The sequence below is a fragment of the Streptomyces sp. NPDC021093 genome (assembly GCF_044333135.1).
GTDB lineage: Bacteria > Actinomycetota > Actinomycetes > Streptomycetales > Streptomycetaceae > Streptomyces.
In genome coordinates, this window is record NZ_JBIRQJ010000001.1 from 1178365 (window position 1) to 1198105 (window position 19741).

A 19741-nucleotide genomic window follows, 5' to 3' on the forward strand; every position below is an offset into this window, starting at 1 on the left:
TTAGTGATGAGTGACACCCGCAAGCTGATCGAGCGTTACTTGGAAATCTGGAACGAGACCGACCCGGTCGCCCGGCGGGCGGCGATCGAGGAAGTGTGGACCGAGGACGCGGTCTATGTCGATCCGCTGGTGGCCGCCGAGGGCAGGCCGGCGATCGACGCAGCCGTCCAGGGTGTGCAGGAGCAGTTCCCCGGACTGCTCTTCACGCTCTCCGGCGAGGTGGACGCCCACCACCTCGCCCGCTTCAGCTGGGACCTGGGCCCGCATGCCGGCGAGGCACTGGCGGTCGGCTTCGACGTAGCCGTACTCACCGACGACGCCCAGCAGATCCGCACCGTGCACGGATTCCTCGACAAGGTGCCCGGAGCCTGATCACACCTCGCTGTTCGGAGCGGCTGACCGACCGCCGCTCCGAACAGCGACCCCAGTCCAACCGCAACCGCTCCCGACCATTCATCGGCGGGGAAGCTACCGACCGGCGGGCCGCCTGATCGTTCGTGGATGGCCGCTGCCACGAGTGGGCGTCAGTCCGACGATCGAGCACGGCGGCTCTGTCCTGCCCACCCTCGTCGCGGAGTTGGAAGCGCCGGTCTCGACCTCACTGAGCGGCACCGGGACGGTCGGTGCAGCCATGGTCGGAACCTCCGAAATGTGCTGTGGACCGTCCGTGCATGCGGACGGCGGGAATCGGTGCCCACGCTGCGAGGAGTCGGCCAGAGCAGCGAGCGCCGCACGGATCCGCCGTGCCTGGTACGGGCGGCAGGACTCGTCAAGGGCGGCGGGAGGGCAGAAGGATCCGGCCGGCTGGTTCAGGTTCTTGACCGGGAAGCCCGGCGGGCGGAGTGATCTTGTCAGCGACCGGGACTGCCCGTAAAAGGAGGCGGTACGTGTGTGGATGCCGATGGGCGTGAGGCGTTGGGGCGCTCGCGGGGCGGACCAGGGTGTCCACGCATCCGCCCGGACCGCTTTCGTGGAGACAAGGCCCAGAGCCATCAGAACCCAGCCGAGCGGCGAAGAACGCCCTGGGGGCCCGTGACACCGTAGCCGTGGCTGCGGACTATGTGGACGACCTTGTCGAGCTGTTCCTCGTTGAGACGAATCCGAGCGGAATTGCTCAGGGCGGCCTGCCCGAGAGCCGGCACGGAGCTTTGGACGGCCCCAAAGCGGACCCCCACGACGTTGGTGCTGTCGAGGGCGGCGTTCGGACCCTTGTCAGAAGTGCCGCTGATTCCCCCGTTGTCCGGAGACTTCCAGCCCCGGGCGCGTCAGCGGCCGCCGTTCCCCCATGGAGCCAGGAGGTCAGCGATCCTCCGTACCGACGCGATGACTTCGGCGGTGTCGACGGCTGTGTAACACAGCCGGAAGTAGCCCGGCTCGGCGCACGACAGGAGTTGCCCCGGAAGCAGCTGTACCTGGGCGTACGTGGCGACGTACCAGCGCAGCCACTCCTCCTCGCTGGAGATGTCCGGGAAGAGGATCGGCAGGGCGAGCGTCCCCTTCTTCTCGGCCTGTGCGCTCTTCTCGGCGAACCGCTCCGGTACGCGGTCGAGTTGCGGGAAGTGCGGCCCGATCTCCGGCGGGATCACCGCGCCCGCCGGCGGCAGACAGGCGCGCAGGTCGAGCCAGAAGAACTGCGCCGCGTTCTGCCCTTCGCGGTGGCGGTACGGGATCCCGCCGTCGTCGAGAGCACGGCGGGTTTCCTGGAACGCGTCCGTCAGCCAGCCCCGGTACTGCTTCATCAGCTCGATCGGATAGCTCTTGCCGTTGCTGGTGGTCTTCAGCATCTTCCCGATGACGAAGTGCTTGAGTGAGTCGAAGGGGCTGAACCAGGAGAGGGAGTTCTGCTTGTCCTTGATGCCCTGCATGGCCCGATGGACCACCGGCGACCTGGAAATCACGACTCCGGCCTTGAAGCCCGACATCCCGAGGTCCTTGGCGAATCCCCATACGGCGTGGACCCGGTTCTGCGCCTCCGGGTTGTTCCGGTAGGCATCCAGTGCCAGAGCGCTGACGAACTCCGGCTGGGCCCCCGTGAGTTGGGAGTGGGCGTAGATCTCGTCGGAGATGATGTGCATGCCCGTCTCGTTGAGCACCCACCGGTAGATGCTCTCCAGTAGATCCTTGCCGTAGTTGTCGCCCAGCGGGTTGTTGGGGTTGGTGAGGACGAGCAGCTTCGGCGGCTCCGGCTGGGTCCGGTAGGTGTGTTGCAGATCTGCCAGGGTGAGCTCGAAGTTCTCCTTGCCCCTCTCCCGGAGATGAACGGGAACGGTGACCAGTTCGGGCCGCTGCTCGAAAGACCAGTTGAAGCCCTGCCAGTAGGGTGCGGGCAGCAGCACCCGGTCGCCGCTCTGCAGGATCCCGCCGCCCTTGAGCGCGAACGCCAGGCACTCCAGGGCGGCCGACACACCTGCTGTGCCGAAGATGTCTTCGCTCTGCAGGTCCGGGGAGAGCGTCGGGCGGAGCATTTCCGCGATGTTGTGGCGGATCTCCGGGCTGCCGTACGAAGGGGCGTACTTGGTGTCCTTCTGCTCAAGGACGCCGAGTCCGTCGAAGACGTTGTCCCGCAGCGATGGATAGACCAGCACGTTCTCCGCCGTGGCAAGGTTGGTCACGTCCGGGTAGAGCTCCTGGTGGACGGCCAGCCGCTGTTCCGGGTCGGCGGCTCCGGCGAGCAGCGCCGTGATCTCCTCGGGGCTCCGGTCCCCGGACCCCTGCTGTGGTGTCGTGGTGCCATTCGTGTTCCTGGGCATCGCGGATTCCTCACTCGGCAGGTGCGCTTTCCTGGCAAGACACCATCTTTCGGGAGGATCACGGAGGATGAACAGGACGCGAACCGGCCACGTGGTGCGGCGGCGGTTGTGGGCGCAGCCAGAGCGGGACGACTGATGCCCCAGGCACTCCGCCGGGCCGAGAGGCCGCACCCGGGAAGACGACCCGCAGGGCCACGCCTACCGGGGCAGCTTGGACGTGCGCTCAGGGTGGGCGGTGACGCCGTGTGCGCCGCCCTTGCCCGAGACGCGCCGGGCAAGAGTGGCGGGGCTGGGCTGCCACGGGCTCAACCGCCGGATCGCGGGCCTTCGCTGGGACCGCAGCTGTGACGGAAGTCCGCACATCGAGCTGCTTGTTGCACTTCGGTACGGTGGTTGAGGGGCTCAGGCGTACCTTCGGGAAGGCCGGCAAGCGGCGAACCCAGGTGTCGCCCACCCAGCCGCTGGCCGCCCGCGTACGCAACGCCGTCAACCTGGCCGCCCGCGTACGGCAACGCCGCCGTCCTGGCCGTCCCCGCCACCCACCACATCCCCTGCCTGTTGAGCTCCGTACAGCTGTCGCCCGCAGAAGGCAGGACGGGACATGGCCGCGCGAACCTGTTTGATCTTCACGCGCCAGGCTCGCCGACATCGAGCAGGCGGAAGCGGACTCGCTGAAGTACCGGTACGAGTAACGGGCCTACCTGCGCCTGCTGAACCACCAGCGCGCCGAACCCTCGGACCGGCACGCCCCAAGGGCGATCGCGGGACGGCCCGTTGGGGGCCCTGCGTCACGCACCCGGGCTGATCTGCGTGGCCGGCGGCTCCACCCGCTACGGCGTGCACGCCGTGCGCGAGCACTGGCGGTCCGGCCCGGCCCGCTGCCCGCTGCCGGCTGCTCGGCGGCGACGTGCTCCCGGTGGCGCCGGTGGTTGGCCGGACGGTGGCACCGTCGCGCGTGTGAAGGCGGTGGAGGATGCCGTGGTGAAGCCTGCGGTCGGTCGGAGTCGGCAAACGGAACCGCGGACGGCCGAGGACGAGACTCTCCCGACAGGTCGCCCGCTGTGGCGCCCGGGTCTCCTGCAGGACGCGAACGCCGCCCCGAGCACGTTCGACCGCGCCCCTCACCACCCCGACGTCGTCGGCGCGGACCCCGGCCCGCGGACCTTCGGCCAGGATCTTTCCGGCTGGGCGCTGTCGTGGCCGGTCGACCAGCGCACCGACGTCTTTGGCCTGTTGAACGAGACGGGCCCCTCGCCGGACGAAATCCCGGCGGTGGATGCGGACGGTCCTTGTCCGGTCTTCGGAGGGGGACGGAGCTTGTTGCTCACGCTTCTCCCCACCGGTTCAGGATTGTCGTTCCGTGCGGAGTGCCTCGGAACTGCAGGACCCTTACGGCGTTTGCCGCCCTGCCTCTGGGGACAGGGCTCAGAATCGCACGGCACCTCGGGACGTGACTTGTACGTGACTGCCCGCCTCGGATGTGCGGAGGGGACTGGCCATGGGCAGTGACTCGTCAGCGGCACAGCGGGGCGGGACACACGGGCATCGCCGAAGTCGTCTGGTGATGTGGAGCCTCGTCGGTGCGGCTCTGCTGTACAACGCCTGGCTCATCGAGTCCGCTGTCCCGACCCTGCTGGATCCCCGGCACTCCTATGTCAGTGAGCTGTACGCCGCCGACCAGGGATCGCGCCTCCTGTTCTCAGCCCTGGAGCTGAGCAGCGCGGTACTCATCGTGGTGGGGGCTGTGGCGTGGCGGCGGGAGGGTGGGGGCCCGGGCTGGTGGGCGCTGATCGGGTTCGGTGCAAGTTCCGTCGCCGACGTGCTGTCCCCTCTGGACTGCGCCCCGTCCCTGGAGCCCGGCTGCAGTGCGGTTCATCCACTGCACACGGTGACGAGCGCCCTTGCGCACTTCTTCCTCTTCGCTTCGATGGTGTCACTGGCGTGGTGGGCGAGACGGAACCCGGGGCTGGGCGGGTGGGGCACGGTGGGTCGCTGGGGCCCGCCGCTGATGGGCGCGGCGATGCTGTCGGCCGTTGCGACCGTAGGCCCTCTGCTGGGGCATCCGGGCTGGCACGGGATCCCGCAGCGGCTGCACGTCGTGCTGGTCGGTACGTGGCTGCTGATGTTGGCGTGCGGCGTTCGGGCAGGAGGGAGCGCCCGCCCGGTCACTGCGGCGACGGAGGTCCCCGGAAGCACGAAGGACGCGGCGAGTGTCCCGACCCCACACCGGAGGCGGGCTGCCACAGCCCTTCTGACGCGGGGTGGAAGCCGGGCCGCACGCGGCGGATCGGGCACGATGCCCTCGTCCGGCGGGCCGGGGTGAGCTTCACGGACGGGGGAGGCCCGGCGCTCGGTGTGGTGTTCGCCGTGCTGACCGCGGCGGCGAACGCCGCGGGCACCGTGCTCCAACGAGTCGCAGCCCGCTCGGTGCCCGAGAACGACGCCTTCAGCATCCGGCTCGTGGGTCATCTGATGCGCAACCGGGCGTGGTTCGCGGGTATCGCCGTGATCGTCTTCGCGGCTGTGGTCCAGGCCGCCGCGCTGGCGTGGGGCTCGCTGACCCTCGTCCAGCCGATTCTGGTCGCCGAGTTGCCCCTTGCCCTCCTCTTCGCTTACGTGTTCACCCGTACTCCCATGCCGCCGGGAGGCTGGACGGCGTGCCTGCTCACTTCCTGCGGGCTCGCTCTGGCGCTGGGCGCTGCCGCGCCTGCAGAGGGCCACCGGCCGGTCGACGACGGCCGGTGGGTCATGGTTCTCGCTGTCACCGCGGCCTCGGTGGTCCTGTGCGCGGGCTGGGCCTCGCGGCGGCCGTACGGCAAAGCACGGGCTGTGCTGTTCGGGCTGGGCAGTGCGATCGCCTACGGGCTGACGGCGGCGCTGATGAAGAGCGCCATGGAGCACCTCGAACAGGGCGGCGTACCGGGGCTTGCCACCACCTGGCAGACATACGGCTGTGTTGCTGCGGGCGCGGCCGCCCTCTTCCTGCTCACCAACGCCATGGGGTCGGGGCCGCTGTTCGTCTCACAGCCCGCTCTCACCCTTGGCGAAGCGGCCGCCAGTCTCCTGCTCGGTGCCGTGCTCTACGGCGACCAGGTCCGTACGGGATGGTGGCTGGGACCTCAAAGCGTCGGAGCGGCACTGACGGTGTACGGCGTCCTGCTGCTCACCCGTGCGCAACCCGAGAAGGCCCGGGAGACGGAGGGCCGGTCACGTGAGGATCCCGGACCCTAGCCCGTGCCCGCCCGGCGGTTGTCCCGCCGACTCGATGCGAAGCGATGGTGGTGGTGGTACACCAGGCACAGCGCGCTGCACTGTGCAACGCCAGCCTTGGGAACGGGGGATTTCCATGTCCAGCAAGCAGTACGACCAGAGCGCGACCGTGTACGACGACAGCCTGAACGTCCTGACCTACGCACGGCACGCGGAGGACCCCACCTACCGCTCCGTCATCGGTGACGTGACGGGACGCAGCGTGCTCGACCTCGGTGCGGGCACAGGGATCTGGACCCGGCGGATCAAGCAGTCCGGTGCCGACCGGGTCGAAGGACTGGAGATCTCCGCGGCCATGGTCGCCGTGGCCCAGGAGAAGGAGGACGCCGAACCCCTGGGCATCCGCTACCACGTCGCGGATGCCGCGTCGGGCGGCCGCGCGGAGTGGACGGGCCAGTTCGATGTCGTGACCGGCATCAACGTCCTGCACTACAGCTCCACCCCCGAAGAGCTGGCCGGCATGTGTGCCACCGCCGCCCACGCGCTGCGCCCCGGCGGTCGGCTGGTGGCGACTTGTGCCAACTGGGACATGGGCCAGGGCCCCGCCTACTACGAGCCGTACGGGATCCACGTGGAGGTACCCACCCCGCGCACCGAAGGCGCCGCGATACCGCTCAGCATCAGGCTGGGCGGCCGGCAGCTCAGCCTGCAGTGCTTCTTGTGGAAGCCCTCCACCTACGAACGCGCCCTGACCGACGCCGGCTTCTCTACCGTGGCGTGGCACCCCTGGCAGATCACTGACGAGGGCGTGGCCCAGTACGGCGCCGCCTACTGGAAGCCTTTCACCGACATGCCCCCGATGCTGCTGCTGGAAGCCACCCGGTGAGGGAAGCCGCTCCTCGGGACGCTCGCGCAGCCGTCTGTCCGAGACTTCTCCAAGGCCGGGTGGGGCTTGAGCCGTCGCGCACGGTGTATCCACCGGGCGCGACGAAGCGAATGTGAGACCAAGCCGGGGCGTCCTCGCCCCGGTCGCCTCAGCACCGAGACCGCGGCCTCGCGCAGCGCCCCGGCCGTCCTCCGTCCCGTAGGGCGGGTAGTCGGTGTGCTGCGCGCTCAGGGCGAAACGGGAGCGGACGGACGACAGCCGCTCCCGCGCGATCAACGACACCGGGTGCGCGAACAGTTCATGCCGCCCGTGCTTCGCGACTGCCAGCCGGGGCCCGTACTCCGGGTACAGCCGCACCAGGCGTTCCTGCTACTGGTCACGAACTCCTCCAGCCGGGCCGGGTACGTTGCCCGCTCCACTCCAGCGATCACTGACCAGAGGACGGGCCGGACCTCCTCGGTCATGCCTTGGCCGCGACCGGAAGAGCGCCTCCCACCACTCAAGCGTGAGAAGGACTCGTACAGGGGGGCAGGACTGGCACGGTTCGCGTCATCCAGCAGGAACCTCGACCCAGTCGAAAGGACTCAGGATGCGAACGAACGTCCCCCGTACCCTGATCGCCGCGTCCCTCCTCACCGGCTTCGCCCTGGCCGCCTACGCCACCCCCACCTCCCAGCGAGCCGATGCCGACCAAGTCGCCATGCTCAAAAGGAGCTTGTCGGATCGGAATCAATGGCGTACGGACAACCCCGATATCAAGCCCGACCTCACCGGCGCCGACCTCCCCGGAACGAACCTCCTTGAGGCCAACTTCACCGGCGCTGACCTCACCGAGGCCAACCTCGACGGCGCCGACCTCAGCTGCCACAACCACCACCTCTGCGCGCCCGCCACTGCCGGGATGACCGTCAGAACGACGGCGACACCGCGAGCGACGGGTTGCCCGGGTGAGTGCCCTTCGCCACCGTGCCCCACGGGTTGCTCGCCCGCGCCATCCGCACCGTCAACGGCGGAATCACCCGCCCCGAGCCCGACCCCCGCAGTGCCGTGCAGTGGCTTGTGTCCGCAGAGGTCGTGCGCGGGTGACCCCGTGCGGCGATTGAGGGGGCGTGGTTGCGGATCATTTCGCGACGCAGGTAGCTGGAAGTGTTGCACCCCCGGGCCGTCGATATGATGCGCGTCACTCTCTGGATGACCTGGGTCGGGCATGCGCGATCATGATCGGAATGGACACTCGATTCCTTGGCATCGCTGATCTGGTCGAAGCCCCGTCCGTGGCGGTCGTGGTCGATGTCATGCGCGCTTTCACCGTGGCTGCCTGGGCCTTTGCGCAGGGGGCGGAGAAGATCGTTCTTGCTGGGTCGCTGGACGAGGCTCTGGCGCTCAAGGCCCGTCACCCGGACTGGGCGGCGCTCAAGGACGGTCCGCCCGCGCCCGGGTTCGAGATGGTCAACTCTCCGGGCCTGCTGAGGTCTGTTGACCTTGGCGGACGGACCGTTGTGCAGAAGACCACGGCAGGGACGGTCGGTGCCCTTGCGGTCAAGGAGGCGTCGCTGGTGCTGTGCGCCGGCTTCGTGGTGGCGGAGGCTACGGCTCGGCTCCTGCGGGCACGCAGGAGTGACGTTGTCACGTTCGTGGTCACTGGCGAAGACGGGCAGGCCGATGAGGATCTGGCGTGTGCTCAGTACATCGCTCGGAGGGCCACCGGGGCCGGGACGAATGCTGCTGAGTTCCTCCGTCGCGCTGCCGAGTCCCGCGCTGCCGTCGAGCTGACGGAGGGGGTGCGTCAAGGAGTGCATCCCGATGACGTTGCACTCTGCCTTGAGCTCGACCGGTTCCCCTTTGCCATGGTGGCCACCTTGGAAGGCTCGCTCATGGTCCTCCGACCGTGCGCCGTGCCTTCGCCGGCCGAAGATGCGTCGGTCTGATCGCTGGTGAAGTCCGACTGCCACAGGGAGGTGGCCAGCACCCAGCCGGGTATGCGGCATCAACTGCGTATTCCGACGGCTGTTGTTGACCATCGGGCTGCGGGATTTCGCGCGACACGGCTCGCGGCGGCCGTGGTCTGACGCAGGTGGACGATTTCCTCGTGCTGGGCGCCGAGCCGGGTGGCGCTTGGGTGCGGAAGTCGGTGAGTGAGCCGATCGTCTGTGTCGACCGGGCCAGCCGTTCGTTGAGCCCGGTGCTGCGCATCCGCTGCGTCTCCGCACTCCGCCGACGGACATCGGGAACACCTGCCGCAGGAACTCAGATCCGGGCCGGGACTGCCCTGCTGGCGGCGTTCGCGGTACCGGAACAGAGCCTGCCGCCCCGAGCGGTCGAGGCCGATGCGAGTCCAAATAACCGCACGTCAGAGCCAATTGGCCTATGGCATCATGAGGCGCACTTCAGGGGCTTCGGGTCGGGCGCCGGCGCCCGGCCGGCGCCCGGGCGCACACTCCCTCCGCACCGACTCGGGAAACAGGCGATTCGACAACCATGAAGAACGGCCGCACAGTGCTGACCATGCAGGACGCCATCCTCACCCTGCAGAAATTCTGGAGCGACAACGGCTGCATGATCACCCAGCCGTTGAACACGGAGGTGGGCGCCGGTACGGCCAACCCGTCCACGGCACTTCGGGTGATCGGCCCCGAGCCCTGGAGCGTCGCCTACGTGGAGCCCAGCGTGCGGCCGGACGACTCGCGCTACGGCGAGAACCCGAACCGGCTCCAGACCCATACCCAGTTCCAGGTGATCCTCAAGCCCGACCCGGGCAACCCGCAGGAGCTGTACCTGGGCAGCCTCCAGGCGCTCGGAGTCGACCTGGGCGCGCACGATGTGCGGTTCGTCGAGGACAACTGGGCCTCTCCTGCACTCGGCGCGTGGGGCTTGGGCTGGGAAGTCTGGCTGGACGGGATGGAGATCACCCAGTTCACCTACTTCCAGCAGGTCGGCGGAGTCGCTCTCTCTCCGGTTTCGGTGGAAATCACCTATGGCCTCGAACGCATTCTGATGAACCTCCAGGGGGTGTCCCACTTCAAGGACATCGTCTACGCGCCGGGCATCAGCTACGGCGAGGTGTTCGGCCAGAACGAGTACGAGATGAGCCGGTACTACCTCGACGACGCCGATGTCGACAGCAACCAGCGGCTCTTCGATCTGTACGCGGCCGAGGCACGGCGCATGCTGGATCTGGAACTGCCCGTACCTGCGTACACCTACGTGCTCAAGTGCAGCCACACCTTCAACGTGCTCGACGCGCGCGGCGCGATCAGCACGACCGAGCGCGCCAAGGCATTCTCCCTCATGCGCCGCCTCACCCACGAGTCTGCCAAGCTGTGGGCGCAGCGCCGCACGAGCCTGGGGCACCCGCTCGGGACGGTGGTACCACCGGCCCCGACTGTACGCGCCGCATTGCCGAAGGTGTCGGACACCGAGACGCTGCTGTTCGAGATCGGTGTCGAAGAACTGCCGCACGCGGACGTCCGCACGACCACCGAGGCGGTACGCCAGTCGGTGACGACCAAGCTGGCCGCCACCCGGCTGGGTCACGGTCCGATCAGCGTGATGGCGACATCGCGCCGCATCGTCGTCACGGTCCAGGGGGTCGAGCCGAGGGAGCGGGACACCGCCAAGACCGTACGCGGACCCAAGCTTGCCGCTGCCTATCGGGACGGCGTCCCCACCCCTGCCCTGCTGGGCTTCGCCCGGAGCCAGGGCGTCGATCCGTCGGACTTGCGGAGCGTCAACGTCGGCGGTGTCGACCATGTCGCGCTCACTCGCGAGGAGCCGGGCCGCGCCGCGGTCGAGGTGCTCAGCGACCTGCTGGCCGAGGTGGTGTCCGGCTTGCGTTCCACCCGCAACATGCGGTGGAACGACCCGGCCCTGTCGTTCTCCCGGCCCGTCCGCTGGTTGCTCGCCCTGCTCGGCCACACCCCCCTGCCCGTGGCTGTCTCAGCGCTTGCCTCGGGCGACACCACACAGGTCCACCGCACCGCCCCCCACCCGGTCGTCCAGGTGACGTCCGCCGAGGGATACGCCTACTTCCTGAAGATGCACGGCATCCTGCTGGACCGGGAATCCCGGCGTGACACGGTGGTGCGCGGCGCCCTGGAGTCGGCGGCCGAGGTCGGTGGACGCATCGACGTGGACGGTCAGGCCGGGCTGATCGACGAGATCACCGATATCGTCGAGTTCCCGCATCCCGTACGGGGCGCTTTCGACGAGCGCTACCTCGAACTGCCCGCGAGCGTCCTGACCACGGTCATGCGCAAGCACCAGCGCTACCTGCCGGTGCTGGACGGTGACCGGCTGACGCCGCACTTCGTCACGTTCGCCAACGGCACCTGCGACGACGACGTGGTGCGGTCCGGCAACGAGGCGGTACTGCGGGCGCGCTACGAGGACGCCGCCTTCTTCTGGCGTGCCGACCTGAAGGTTTCCCCCGAGGAGCTCCGCCGTCGGCTGGAGAAGCTCACCTTCGAGGACCGGCTCGGCACGGTCGCCGCCCGCGCGGACCGCATCGCCGCCCTCGCGCTGGACCTCGCCGGACGCGCCGAGCTCGCCGCCGGTGCTGTCGCCACAGTGCGCCGCGCCGGTGAACTCGCCAAGTTCGACCTCGCGTCCCAGCTGGTGGTCGAGTTCTCCGGTCTCGCCGGGGTGATGGCCGAGGAGTACGCGCGACGCGCCGGTGAATCCGAGGAGGTCGCGCGGGCTCTGGCCGAGATGGAGCTGCCGCGAGCCGCCGGCGGTTCTTTGCCCACGGGCGATGCAGGCACCATGCTGTCGCTTGCCGACCGGTTCGACCTGGTGACGGGCATGTTCGTGATCGGTGCCGCTCCGACCGGAAGCTCCGACCCCTACGGTGTGCGCAGGGCCGCGATCGGTCTTCTGAACGTCCTGCGCAGCGCGCCCGCGGCAGTCGGCCTCCGCGTGGCTGAAGGACTGCAGGCAGCTGCCGCAGGCTATGCGGCCCAGGGCATCGAAGTACCCGCCGAACGGCTCGCGGAGGCCGCCGAGCTGATCACCCGCCGGTACGAGCAGCAGCTTGCCGACGCAGGGCACGAGCACCGCCTCGTCCAGGCTGTACTGGTGTGGGCCGACCGCCCGGCTCATGGCGACCGCACCCTGGTCACGCTGGAACAACACGTGGGTACCGAGGAGTTCGGCACTCTCACCGCCGCTCTCCAACGGGTGATGCGCATCCTTCCCCAGGACGGCTCCGACCTCGCGGACCGGTCTCTGCTGACGGCGCCGGCCGAACTGCGCCTCGCTGAAACCACGGAGACCGTACGTCAGGCCCTGCGGGGCCGCGAGGACGAACTCGCGGCGTTCATCGAGGTCGCCGCCCCGCTGGTCGCCGCGATCGACGAATTCTTCGACGAGGTGCTGGTGATGGACCCGGATCCCGTGGTCCGTGCGGCCCGTCTGTCGCTGTTGGGTGATGTGGCGCGACTCGCGAACAGGACATTGGGCTGGAACGCTCTGTAGCGTGCCGGCAGTGATCTGTGTCCGCTGTTCAGAGGTACAGGTTGTCCACAACGATCAGTCTCGCCCCGGTGCGGGCGGTACTCGGCGGACACCCGCCGGGGGAGGCCGTCGAGTCCCGCCCGGACGGTGCGGTGGCGCTGTGCGGCCGGGCAGGGAGGGCCCATTGCCCGGGGGAGCGGTGGCGGATGCGGTCCAGGTCAGCGTCGAGGGCGGCGTTCACGCTCGGGCACCTGGCGGCCGATGCTCGCCCTGTTCCAGAACGAGACCGCGGGCTCGGGCACGCTCGGCCCCTGGTACCAGGTGAACCCGGCGGCGGTGACGCGGGACACGACGGTGTCGAACGCCATGGTGGTGACGTGGACGTGGGGAGATGCGAACGCGGCGAGCACGGCGACGTGTCAGGGGGGTGGGGCGGAGGACCGTGTAGCTGCGGCGCGCGGGTGGGGTGGTGGCCGGGACTCGGTCCCGGCCACCAGACGCACTACTTGGAGGCCCGTTTCCGGCGCCGGATCCGGCCCTCGCCTTCCGACGGCTGAGGGGGAACGGTATGGGAACAGGCGCCCGGATGGGCGGAGGGCTCGTCCGGGGACGCCGGCGAGGTGTCTGCATCAGTGGTGGCAGAGGGCCCGTTCACCGACTGGGGAGTGGAGACCTCCACCGACGATGCGGGCGGGTGGGCACTGGAGGAGTCCTGGGAGCCACGGTGGTTGGCGGCGAACGTCAGTGTGATGACGAACGTGGCCATCCCCGTGATGACGGCCGCTTCGGCGGTGAGGCCTGCGCACATCAACCCAACGGAGCTGCACAGCATGGCGATCGACAGCCAGATCCCGATCTTCTGGGAATGGGGGCGGAGAAGCCTAACGAATTGGCCTGAGCGGATCTGGGTTTTCCGGAAGCGGTCTCCGAGCAGTTCCCAAATCCGGCACAGTGGGGCCTTGAAGGGGGTCATTGCCAGTCCTTCTGACCTTCCTTCGAATGGGTGGGGGCGGTGTGCGGCGTTGCCTGCAAGCTGATGCCACACTCTCCCCCGCCCGCCAGCGGAAGGCCGTTCCTGTGAGCAGGAACCCATGTCAGGGGCCTGCTCCATCCGGCGGATGGTGTCTCCGACACCGGAACGGGTTTCGCGTGCTCGGGGTTACGGCTCCCCGCGCAATAAGGTCTCGGCAAGGACTCAGGCTTGTCACGAACGGCCCGGTGATTGCGCTGGTACGGACGGCTTCCGAGGGGGGAAACGAACGGATGCGCCTCTGTCGATTCACTCCTGGGGGTATCCGCTGAACCCTTGGGGGCTGGGCGTAGGTAATTCGTTCGATGGGGGCGAGTGGGGTCCGGTCGCGCAGTTTTTCGCTGAGCGAGGCTCGTCGTCCAGTGGAAGACGTCACGTGGAGCCGTGGCCGGACGCCAGTGAGGTGTCGGGCGTTGTGCCCTCGTCTGCCGAGCGGATGACGTGCTGCCATGCGGCGCATTGATCGTCTGGCTCTGCGATCCGCGCCTCCAGCAGCACGTTCGAGTGGCACAGCTCCTCCGCCCGCCGCCGGGTATCCCTCCAGTGCGGCTTCGCTGCGGCTCCATTACGTCACCTCCTTTTGGTAGTGCTCCAGCACGCCGCCGGCCTGGAGGAACGGCTGTTGTGGGAAGAACGACAGGTGGGAGACAAGCGCGCTGCCGATCAGGATGTCGGGCTGCCCGCAGGCTCGGGGCCAGTGCGCCTCCTCGTCCGGGACGAGGACGCCAGGCTGGGGGAGCGTGGCGCAATCGGTGCCGACCGCCGCGAAGCAGGAGACCGAGAGCTGCTCCCCGATCCGGAGCGGGGCGTCCTGGTACAGGTACAGCTCCTCGACGGTGCCCGCCCTGATGCGGGTGAGGAGCAGCTTGTGCAGCTTCACCGCGAAAGGCTCGTTCGCACAGCCGACCGGGTCCAAGCGGCATGGAGACACCTCGCCGTATCGGGCAACGTTCGCCCTGTTGCTGAGTCCTGTCTGGCCGATCTTGGTGGCCAGCGATGAGTTTTCGCGCCCGCCTCCGTCCTACTGGTGAACACCAAGAAGCGGAGGCACGGAATGAGCAGGACCACGCGCATCACGCAGGTGGCCACGGTCGGGATTCACGTCACCGACCAGCAGAAAGCAATCGAGTTCTACGTCGACAAGCTCGGTTTCGAAGTACGTCGGGACGTACCGTTCGGCGACGGGCGCTGGATCGAGGTGGCACCGCCCGGGGCGTCGACGACCATCGCGCTCGTTCCCGGAGGGGTCCCGGCCGGTATCCGTCTGTCGACCCGGGATGCCGACACCGATCACGCGGATTTGGTCGCACGCGGCGTCGATGCGGATGCGGAGGTCCTGCGGATGGGGCCCGCGGCGCCGCCGATGTTTGCTGTGCGTGACCCGGACGGCAACAGCCTCATTCTCGTCGAAAGCTCCTGAACAGGCGGTATCCATGTGTGAATGGTCGGTGTTGTGGCGGTGGGTTGGTCGGCAGTGAGTCTTGATGTGGTGGATGGCCTGCTGGCCTGCACTATGGGCGGCATGGCGTGCTGGATCTGGGCTGTCATGGGATGACTAACTGGCTGCTACAAGGTGAGAGTTCGGCCTAATACTCCAGTTAGAAATCGTTGCCTGAGCTGGTCGGCCTCGTTGGTTCAGGCATGGTGGGGATGGACGAAGCTGACCGGTGGGCTGGGGAGTTGGAGTCGTTTTTCGCCCTTGTGGCGGGCCGGTTCTCGCGGGCGGATCTGCGGTGGCGGATGCGGGACTACGTGCGTGGTCTGCTGGCTCCGGTGGAGCGGAAAAACGGCTGGCAGCTGGCCGAGTACGCAGGTCACCGTGGACCGGCTGGCTTCCAGCATCTGCTGAATGGTGCCTCCTGGGACGCTGACGCAGTCCGGGACGATCTGCAGCATTACGTTGCCGAGCGGCTCGGCACCCCGGAGGGGGTTCTGATCGTCGACGACACCGGCTTCCTGAAGAAGGGCACCACCTCTGCCGGCGTGCAGCGGCAGTACTCGGGCACGGCCGGCCGCACCGAGAACTGCCAGATCGGGGTCTTCGCCGCGTATGCCTCCTCAAGGGGAAGGGCTCTGGTGGACCGAGAGCTCTACCTGCCCAAGTCCTGGACCACGGAGGCGGACCGGTGCCGGGCGGCGAAAGTCCCTGACAGTCGTTGCTTCGCGACCAAGGGAGAACTGGCCCGAGCGATGATCCTGCGGGCTCTTGCTTCGCCCCTCCCGATCGCCTGGGTCACGGGCGACTGCGCCTATGGACAGGAATGGCGCATGCGCCGCACCCTGGAGGAAGCCGGTGTCGGCTACGTCCTGGCCGTGCCGAAGTCCCAGCAGCTGCACGCTCCCTTCGGCCGTATCGACCAGGCCATCGCCGACGCCCCCGACGAGGCGTGGGAACGACGTTCCTGCGGCGACGGTGCCAAAGGCCCGCGTACTTACGACTGGGCAGCCGCCCGTCTGCCGGTGATCGATGTCTTCGACGGCGACCGGCCCACCCATCAGCGGTGGGTGCTGGCCCGCCGCAGCCTGGCCCGACCCGGCGAGATCGCCTACTACCTCGCTTATGCACCGAACGGCACCCTCGTCGCCGAACTGATCCGGATCGCCGGGGTGCGCTGGGCGATCGAGGAAGCCTTCCAGGCAGCGAAGAACGAATGCGGCCTCGACCAGTACGAGGTCCGCCGCTATCCGGGCTGGTACCGGCACATCACCCTGGCCATGCTCGCCCACGCGTTCCTGGCCGCCGTCGCAGCCCAGACCACTGAAAGGGGGGCCGCAGAAACGACCCCACCAGCACCATCCGCTTCACCGTGGCAGAAGTCCGCCGACTCCTGGACGCTCTGTTGCCCCGCCCCACACCCCGCCTCGGACCTGTTGCGCATGCCCTGAACTGGTCCCTCTGGCGCAGACGACACCAAGCCACAGCCCGCCGCTGCCACTACCGAAGAAGAACCAGCTCAGGCAACGATTTCTAACTGGAGTACTAAAAGTTGTTGCACAAGGGTGGGTGCAGGCGGGTGTTGGGCGGTTCTGGCCTGCGGTTTTCATCCGGTGAGGGCGAGGTTGTGCAGGGTGGCGACGGCCTGGACGGCGTGGTGAAGACCGGGACCTTTCTGGCGGCAGTCGCGGAGGATCTTCCAGTTCTTCATCCGGGCGAAGGTGTGCTCGACCCGGGCGCGCACCTTGCGGTGCGCGGCGTTGTCCTCCTCCTGGCCGCGCAGCAGCGGGCGCTTGGCCCGTTTGCGGTGCGGGACTACCAGGCCGGTGCCCCAGCAGGCGCCGTCCGCGAGGACGGTGACGCCCGCGCTTATTGCGGGCAGGCCGGACTCGCGCCAGGCGTGGGCGTCGGCCTTGTTGCCCGGTACTGGGCGGGCGGTGGCGATCACCAGGCGGGTGTCGGCGTCGATGATGACCTGCACGTTCGCCGAGAACCGGTAGTTCCGCGAGGACGCGCCCACGCCCCGGTCACGGACCGGGACCAGGGTGCCGTCCACGATCCACAGCCGGTCGGTATCAGTCACCGGATGCGGGGCCGGCTCCAGGGCCAGCAGCGGGCGCAGCCGGTGGATGACCCGGCAGACGGTGGCCGGGCAGACGCCGAAGAGCGGGGCGAGCTGGCGCATCGTGAGATTGGTGCGGTAGTAGACCGCCACCACCAGCACCCGCTCGGCCAACGGCAGGGCCCACGGCCGGCCTCCGCCAGGACCGTTGCCACCGCGTTCCCGCACCACCTTCACCAGCTTCACGAACCGGTCCATCCGCAGCCCGGTGAAGGTCTCCACCCACAACGCCTCAGCCCGCAACACCCCACGCATACAAGGCAGATGCCCGCACCGAGGACTTCTGCAACAACTTTTAGGGGTGTCTGACAAACGCCACGGACGGCCACGCCCATCCACCCGCGGCAACAGGTGCTCTATCCGCTCCCACGCCGCATCCGCCAACTCACCCTGACCTGCCGCAAGATCAATGATCAGAGTGCTCGTGCCCGGACTCCCGCGCGGGGTCCGTCACGAAACGGCTCAGCCGGTAGGTGGTCGGCAGCTCCATGCGTCCGCACAGCGTGTCGATCCGGATCATCGACCCGTTGGCTGTGGATTCCTAATGCGTTCTGTCAAGCAGCGAAGGCCGTCGGCGGCGTGAGCCCGTAGCACCGTCCGTCGCGCAGGAGAGCCCAGAGAACGTTGACTCGGCGGCGAGCGAGAGCGAGGACGGCCTGGGTATGGCGCTTGCCTTCGGCGCGTTTGCGGTCGTAGAACCGGCGGGACTCCTCGCACCTTCTGATGCTGAACAAGGCGGAGATGTAGAAGACGCGTTGGAGTCTGCGGTTGTATCGCTGGGGGCGCCGTAGGTTGCCGCTGATCTTCCCGGAATCTCGCGGTGCTGGGGCGACACCGCCAAAGCCGGCGAGCCGGTCGGGGGTGCCGAAGGCGCTCATGTCACCACCGGTCGCGGCCAGGAACTCGGCGCCGAGGATGACGCCGAGGCCGGGCATGCTCGTGATCACTTCGAAGTCGTGGTGCTCGCGAAACCGGGCCTCGATGAGCTTGTCGATCTTGGCGACCTGCTGGTTGAGGCCCATCACCTCCGCCGCCAGCGTATGCACCATCCGGGCGGTCAGCTTTTCGCCCGGCAGGCTGGTCTGCTGGCGCTCAGCAGCCTCGAAGGCAGTCTCAGCCAGCTGGTCGGCGCGAAGGACGTGGCGGTTGCGCAGCCACGCCGCCAGCCTTTTGCGGCCAATCCGGCGGAGGGCGGCCGGCGTTTGATAGCCGGTCAGCAGGACGAGCGGTCCGACCTTGGTGACGTCGAGCTCACGCTCCAGTCCGGGGAAGATGCCGGTGAGCTGGGCCCGCAGGCGGTTGACGGTGCGGGTGCGGTCGGCGACGAGGTCCATGCGACGGCCTGTGAGGATCTTGAGGTCGGTTACGGTCGTGTCGCCGCTGCGTATGAGGTGCAGGTCGCGGCGGACGCGGGCCTGATCGGCGATGACGGCGGCGTCTTTGGCATCGGTCTTGCCTTCGCCGCGGTAGCCCTCGGAGGCGCGGTGGATGGCTCGGCCGGAGAGGTAGAGGACCGGCTGGTCGTGGTTGATGAGGATCGCTATAGCGAGGGCGGCTCCGCCATCGGCTAGGTCAATGCCCCAGGTCACCTTGTCGTCCAGGGCCAGGACGTCGGCGAGGAGTTGCAGGAGTTCGGGTTCGTCGTTGGCGACGCGTCGGGACAGCAGTCGGCGGCCGCTCTCGTCGATCGCGACGCAGTGGTGGTGGGTCTTGCCTGCGTCAATACCGGCCCAGATCGCGGCCATGTGGTGCCTCCGTGCGGTGTGCTGATGGTGTCCCCACAGACGACTTCGCCGTCGATTCCCTACAGAGCGATCATTCGCAATTCCTAAATTAGCAGCCGAGTCGTCGTGGGGCGTCGGGCGGCCAATCCACAGAAGCCACAAGCGGCAGAGGTCTGAAAGCCACACCCGGCACCCCTGGGTGGATGAACCATACGAAGGGCTCACCGCCTCCCGCAGGACAACGTAGGGAGGTCTGAGTGGGCTCTGGCCCACTCCGTGTGGAGTAGTGACTGTCCGTCACGCCAACAGGAGTCGTTTGCGGAGGAGTTCGAATCCCGCGCGGCCGAACATCTGGCGTTTGGGTGCCTATGAACAAGCCCACTCCGGAAGTGTTTCGTAGGCTTCGTCTGGATCTTGCAAGACGGGTAGGGTCACCGCATGGGGCGCTTGAGGCCGATCGAACCGTTGTCGGAGCCGCTCGCGGACGGGGTGGTCGCCGTGAGGTTCCGGCGTGAGTCGGATCTGCATGCGATCGGGGCGGCAAGCCATGACTCCGAGACGCGTCGATGGCTCGACGACACACCCATGGATGAGGCTGCTCGCAGCACGAGCATGTCCCAGGTCGAGGAAGCCTGGCGAACCGGACAGGCGGCGCCACTGGTGATCGCCGACGCCATGACAGAAGAACCCACCGGGATCATCAACCTGCAGTTCCAGACCGATGACGTGGCAACCATCGCTTACAGCGTGTTCCCTGCCCATCGCGGCCGGGGCATCGCCCCACGGGCCGTGCAATTGGTCGTGGCATGGGCCCTGTACGACCTTGGGTTGACCCGGATCCTGCTTGAGGCCGCCGCGGAGAACACGGCCTCGGTCAGGGTGGCCGAGAAGTGTCAATTCCAGAGGATCGACAGCCGGGTTGAGGCAAGCGCAGAAGGCCACCACACGATGGTCGTGTTCGCTTGCACGAAGAACTGATCCCGGATGCAGGGCTCTGGTCTCTTCGCATAGTCGCGTACGCAGCGTGACGGCCGATCTGCGTGTGCGGGCGGTTGAGTTCGCCTGAAAATCGCCCGGGTGGAGTGTGGCGTGGTCGACAGTCCTTTGCCGTGAACGAAGTGCTGCCGCAGCTG

15 protein-coding genes are annotated in these 19741 nt (G+C 68.1%); 10 read left to right on the top strand and 5 right to left on the bottom strand.

From position 1 onward, the window contains the following. The first annotated feature begins 6 nt into the window (after positions 1–6). Positions 7–372 carry a nuclear transport factor 2 family protein gene (locus ACH4SP_RS05245; RefSeq protein ID WP_398409393.1) on the top strand — a complete coding sequence of 122 codons (366 nt, stop codon included), beginning with the start codon at positions 7–9 and terminating at the stop codon, positions 370–372. A gap of 893 nt (positions 373–1265) precedes the next feature. On the opposite strand, the gene ACH4SP_RS05250 is transcribed toward ACH4SP_RS05245, so the two are convergent. Then, positions 1266–2750 carry an aminotransferase class I/II-fold pyridoxal phosphate-dependent enzyme gene (locus ACH4SP_RS05250; RefSeq protein WP_398409395.1) on the bottom strand — a complete coding sequence of 495 codons (1485 nt, stop codon included), beginning with the start codon at positions 2748–2750 and terminating at the stop codon, positions 1266–1268. Between the two features lie 1564 nt (positions 2751–4314). On the opposite strand from ACH4SP_RS05250, the gene ACH4SP_RS05255 reads away from it, so the two are divergent. The 6 genes from ACH4SP_RS05255 to ACH4SP_RS05280 all read left to right on the top strand — a co-directional run bounded on the left by ACH4SP_RS05255 (position 4315) and on the right by ACH4SP_RS05280 (position 12318). Then, positions 4315–5073 (top strand): DUF998 domain-containing protein, encoded by a 759-nt coding sequence (locus tag ACH4SP_RS05255; protein ID WP_398409549.1) that lies wholly within the window; start codon positions 4315–4317, stop codon positions 5071–5073. Next, positions 5070–5981 carry a DMT family transporter gene (locus tag ACH4SP_RS05260; protein ID WP_398409397.1) on the top strand — a complete coding sequence of 304 codons (912 nt, stop codon included), beginning with the start codon at positions 5070–5072 and terminating at the stop codon, positions 5979–5981. Before ACH4SP_RS05255 ends, ACH4SP_RS05260 begins: the two co-directional genes overlap by 4 nt. Positions 5982–6096: 115 nt before the next feature. After that, positions 6097–6846 (top strand): class I SAM-dependent DNA methyltransferase, encoded by a 750-nt coding sequence (locus ACH4SP_RS05265; protein WP_398409399.1) that lies wholly within the window; start codon positions 6097–6099, stop codon positions 6844–6846. 700 nt (positions 6847–7546) lie between these two features. Beyond that, on the top strand, positions 7547–8020 hold the full coding sequence (locus ACH4SP_RS05270) for a pentapeptide repeat-containing protein (protein ID WP_398409552.1): 474 nt from the start codon (positions 7547–7549) through the stop codon (positions 8018–8020). A 52-nt stretch (positions 8021–8072) separates the two neighbouring features. Continuing rightward, positions 8073–8774, top strand: a complete 702-nt coding sequence (locus ACH4SP_RS05275; protein WP_398409400.1) for a 2-phosphosulfolactate phosphatase — start codon at positions 8073–8075, stop codon at positions 8772–8774. 577 nt (positions 8775–9351) lie between these two features. Beyond that, positions 9352–12318: a glycine--tRNA ligase gene (locus ACH4SP_RS05280; protein ID WP_398409403.1), complete on the top strand. Its 2967-nt coding sequence runs from the start codon at positions 9352–9354 to the stop codon at positions 12316–12318. A 197-nt stretch (positions 12319–12515) separates the two neighbouring features. On the opposite strand, the gene ACH4SP_RS05285 is transcribed toward ACH4SP_RS05280, so the two are convergent. Both ACH4SP_RS05285 and ACH4SP_RS05290 read right to left on the bottom strand, forming a co-directional pair. Further along, on the bottom strand, positions 12516–12665 hold the full coding sequence (locus ACH4SP_RS05285) for a hypothetical protein (protein WP_398409405.1): 150 nt from the start codon (positions 12663–12665) through the stop codon (positions 12516–12518). Between the two features lie 1227 nt (positions 12666–13892). After that, positions 13893–14207, bottom strand: coding sequence for a hypothetical protein (locus ACH4SP_RS05290; RefSeq protein ID WP_398409407.1), 315 nt, complete (start codon positions 14205–14207; stop codon positions 13893–13895). A 174-nt stretch (positions 14208–14381) separates the two neighbouring features. On the opposite strand from ACH4SP_RS05290, the gene ACH4SP_RS05295 reads away from it, so the two are divergent. Next, a complete protein-coding gene (locus tag ACH4SP_RS05295; RefSeq protein ID WP_398409408.1) occupies positions 14382–14747 on the top strand; it encodes a VOC family protein in 366 nt (121 codons plus the stop codon). Positions 14748–14977: 230 nt separating this feature from the next. After that, positions 14978–16213, top strand: a complete 1236-nt coding sequence (locus tag ACH4SP_RS05300) for an IS701 family transposase (protein ID WP_398409555.1) — start codon at positions 14978–14980, stop codon at positions 16211–16213. A gap of 155 nt (positions 16214–16368) precedes the next feature. Here the strand turns inward: ACH4SP_RS05300 and ACH4SP_RS05305 are convergent, their stop codons facing one another. After that, positions 16369–17139 carry a transposase family protein gene (locus ACH4SP_RS05305; RefSeq protein WP_398409410.1) on the bottom strand — a complete coding sequence of 257 codons (771 nt, stop codon included), beginning with the start codon at positions 17137–17139 and terminating at the stop codon, positions 16369–16371. 299 nt (positions 17140–17438) lie between these two features. Next, complete coding sequence (locus tag ACH4SP_RS05310; protein WP_398409412.1) at positions 17439–18629, bottom strand: IS110 family transposase; 1191 nt, start codon at positions 18627–18629, stop codon at positions 17439–17441. 417 nt (positions 18630–19046) lie between these two features. On the opposite strand from ACH4SP_RS05310, the gene ACH4SP_RS05315 reads away from it, so the two are divergent. Beyond that, positions 19047–19586 carry a GNAT family N-acetyltransferase gene (locus tag ACH4SP_RS05315; RefSeq protein WP_398409415.1) on the top strand — a complete coding sequence of 180 codons (540 nt, stop codon included), beginning with the start codon at positions 19047–19049 and terminating at the stop codon, positions 19584–19586. The last annotated feature ends 155 nt before the right edge of the window (positions 19587–19741 follow it).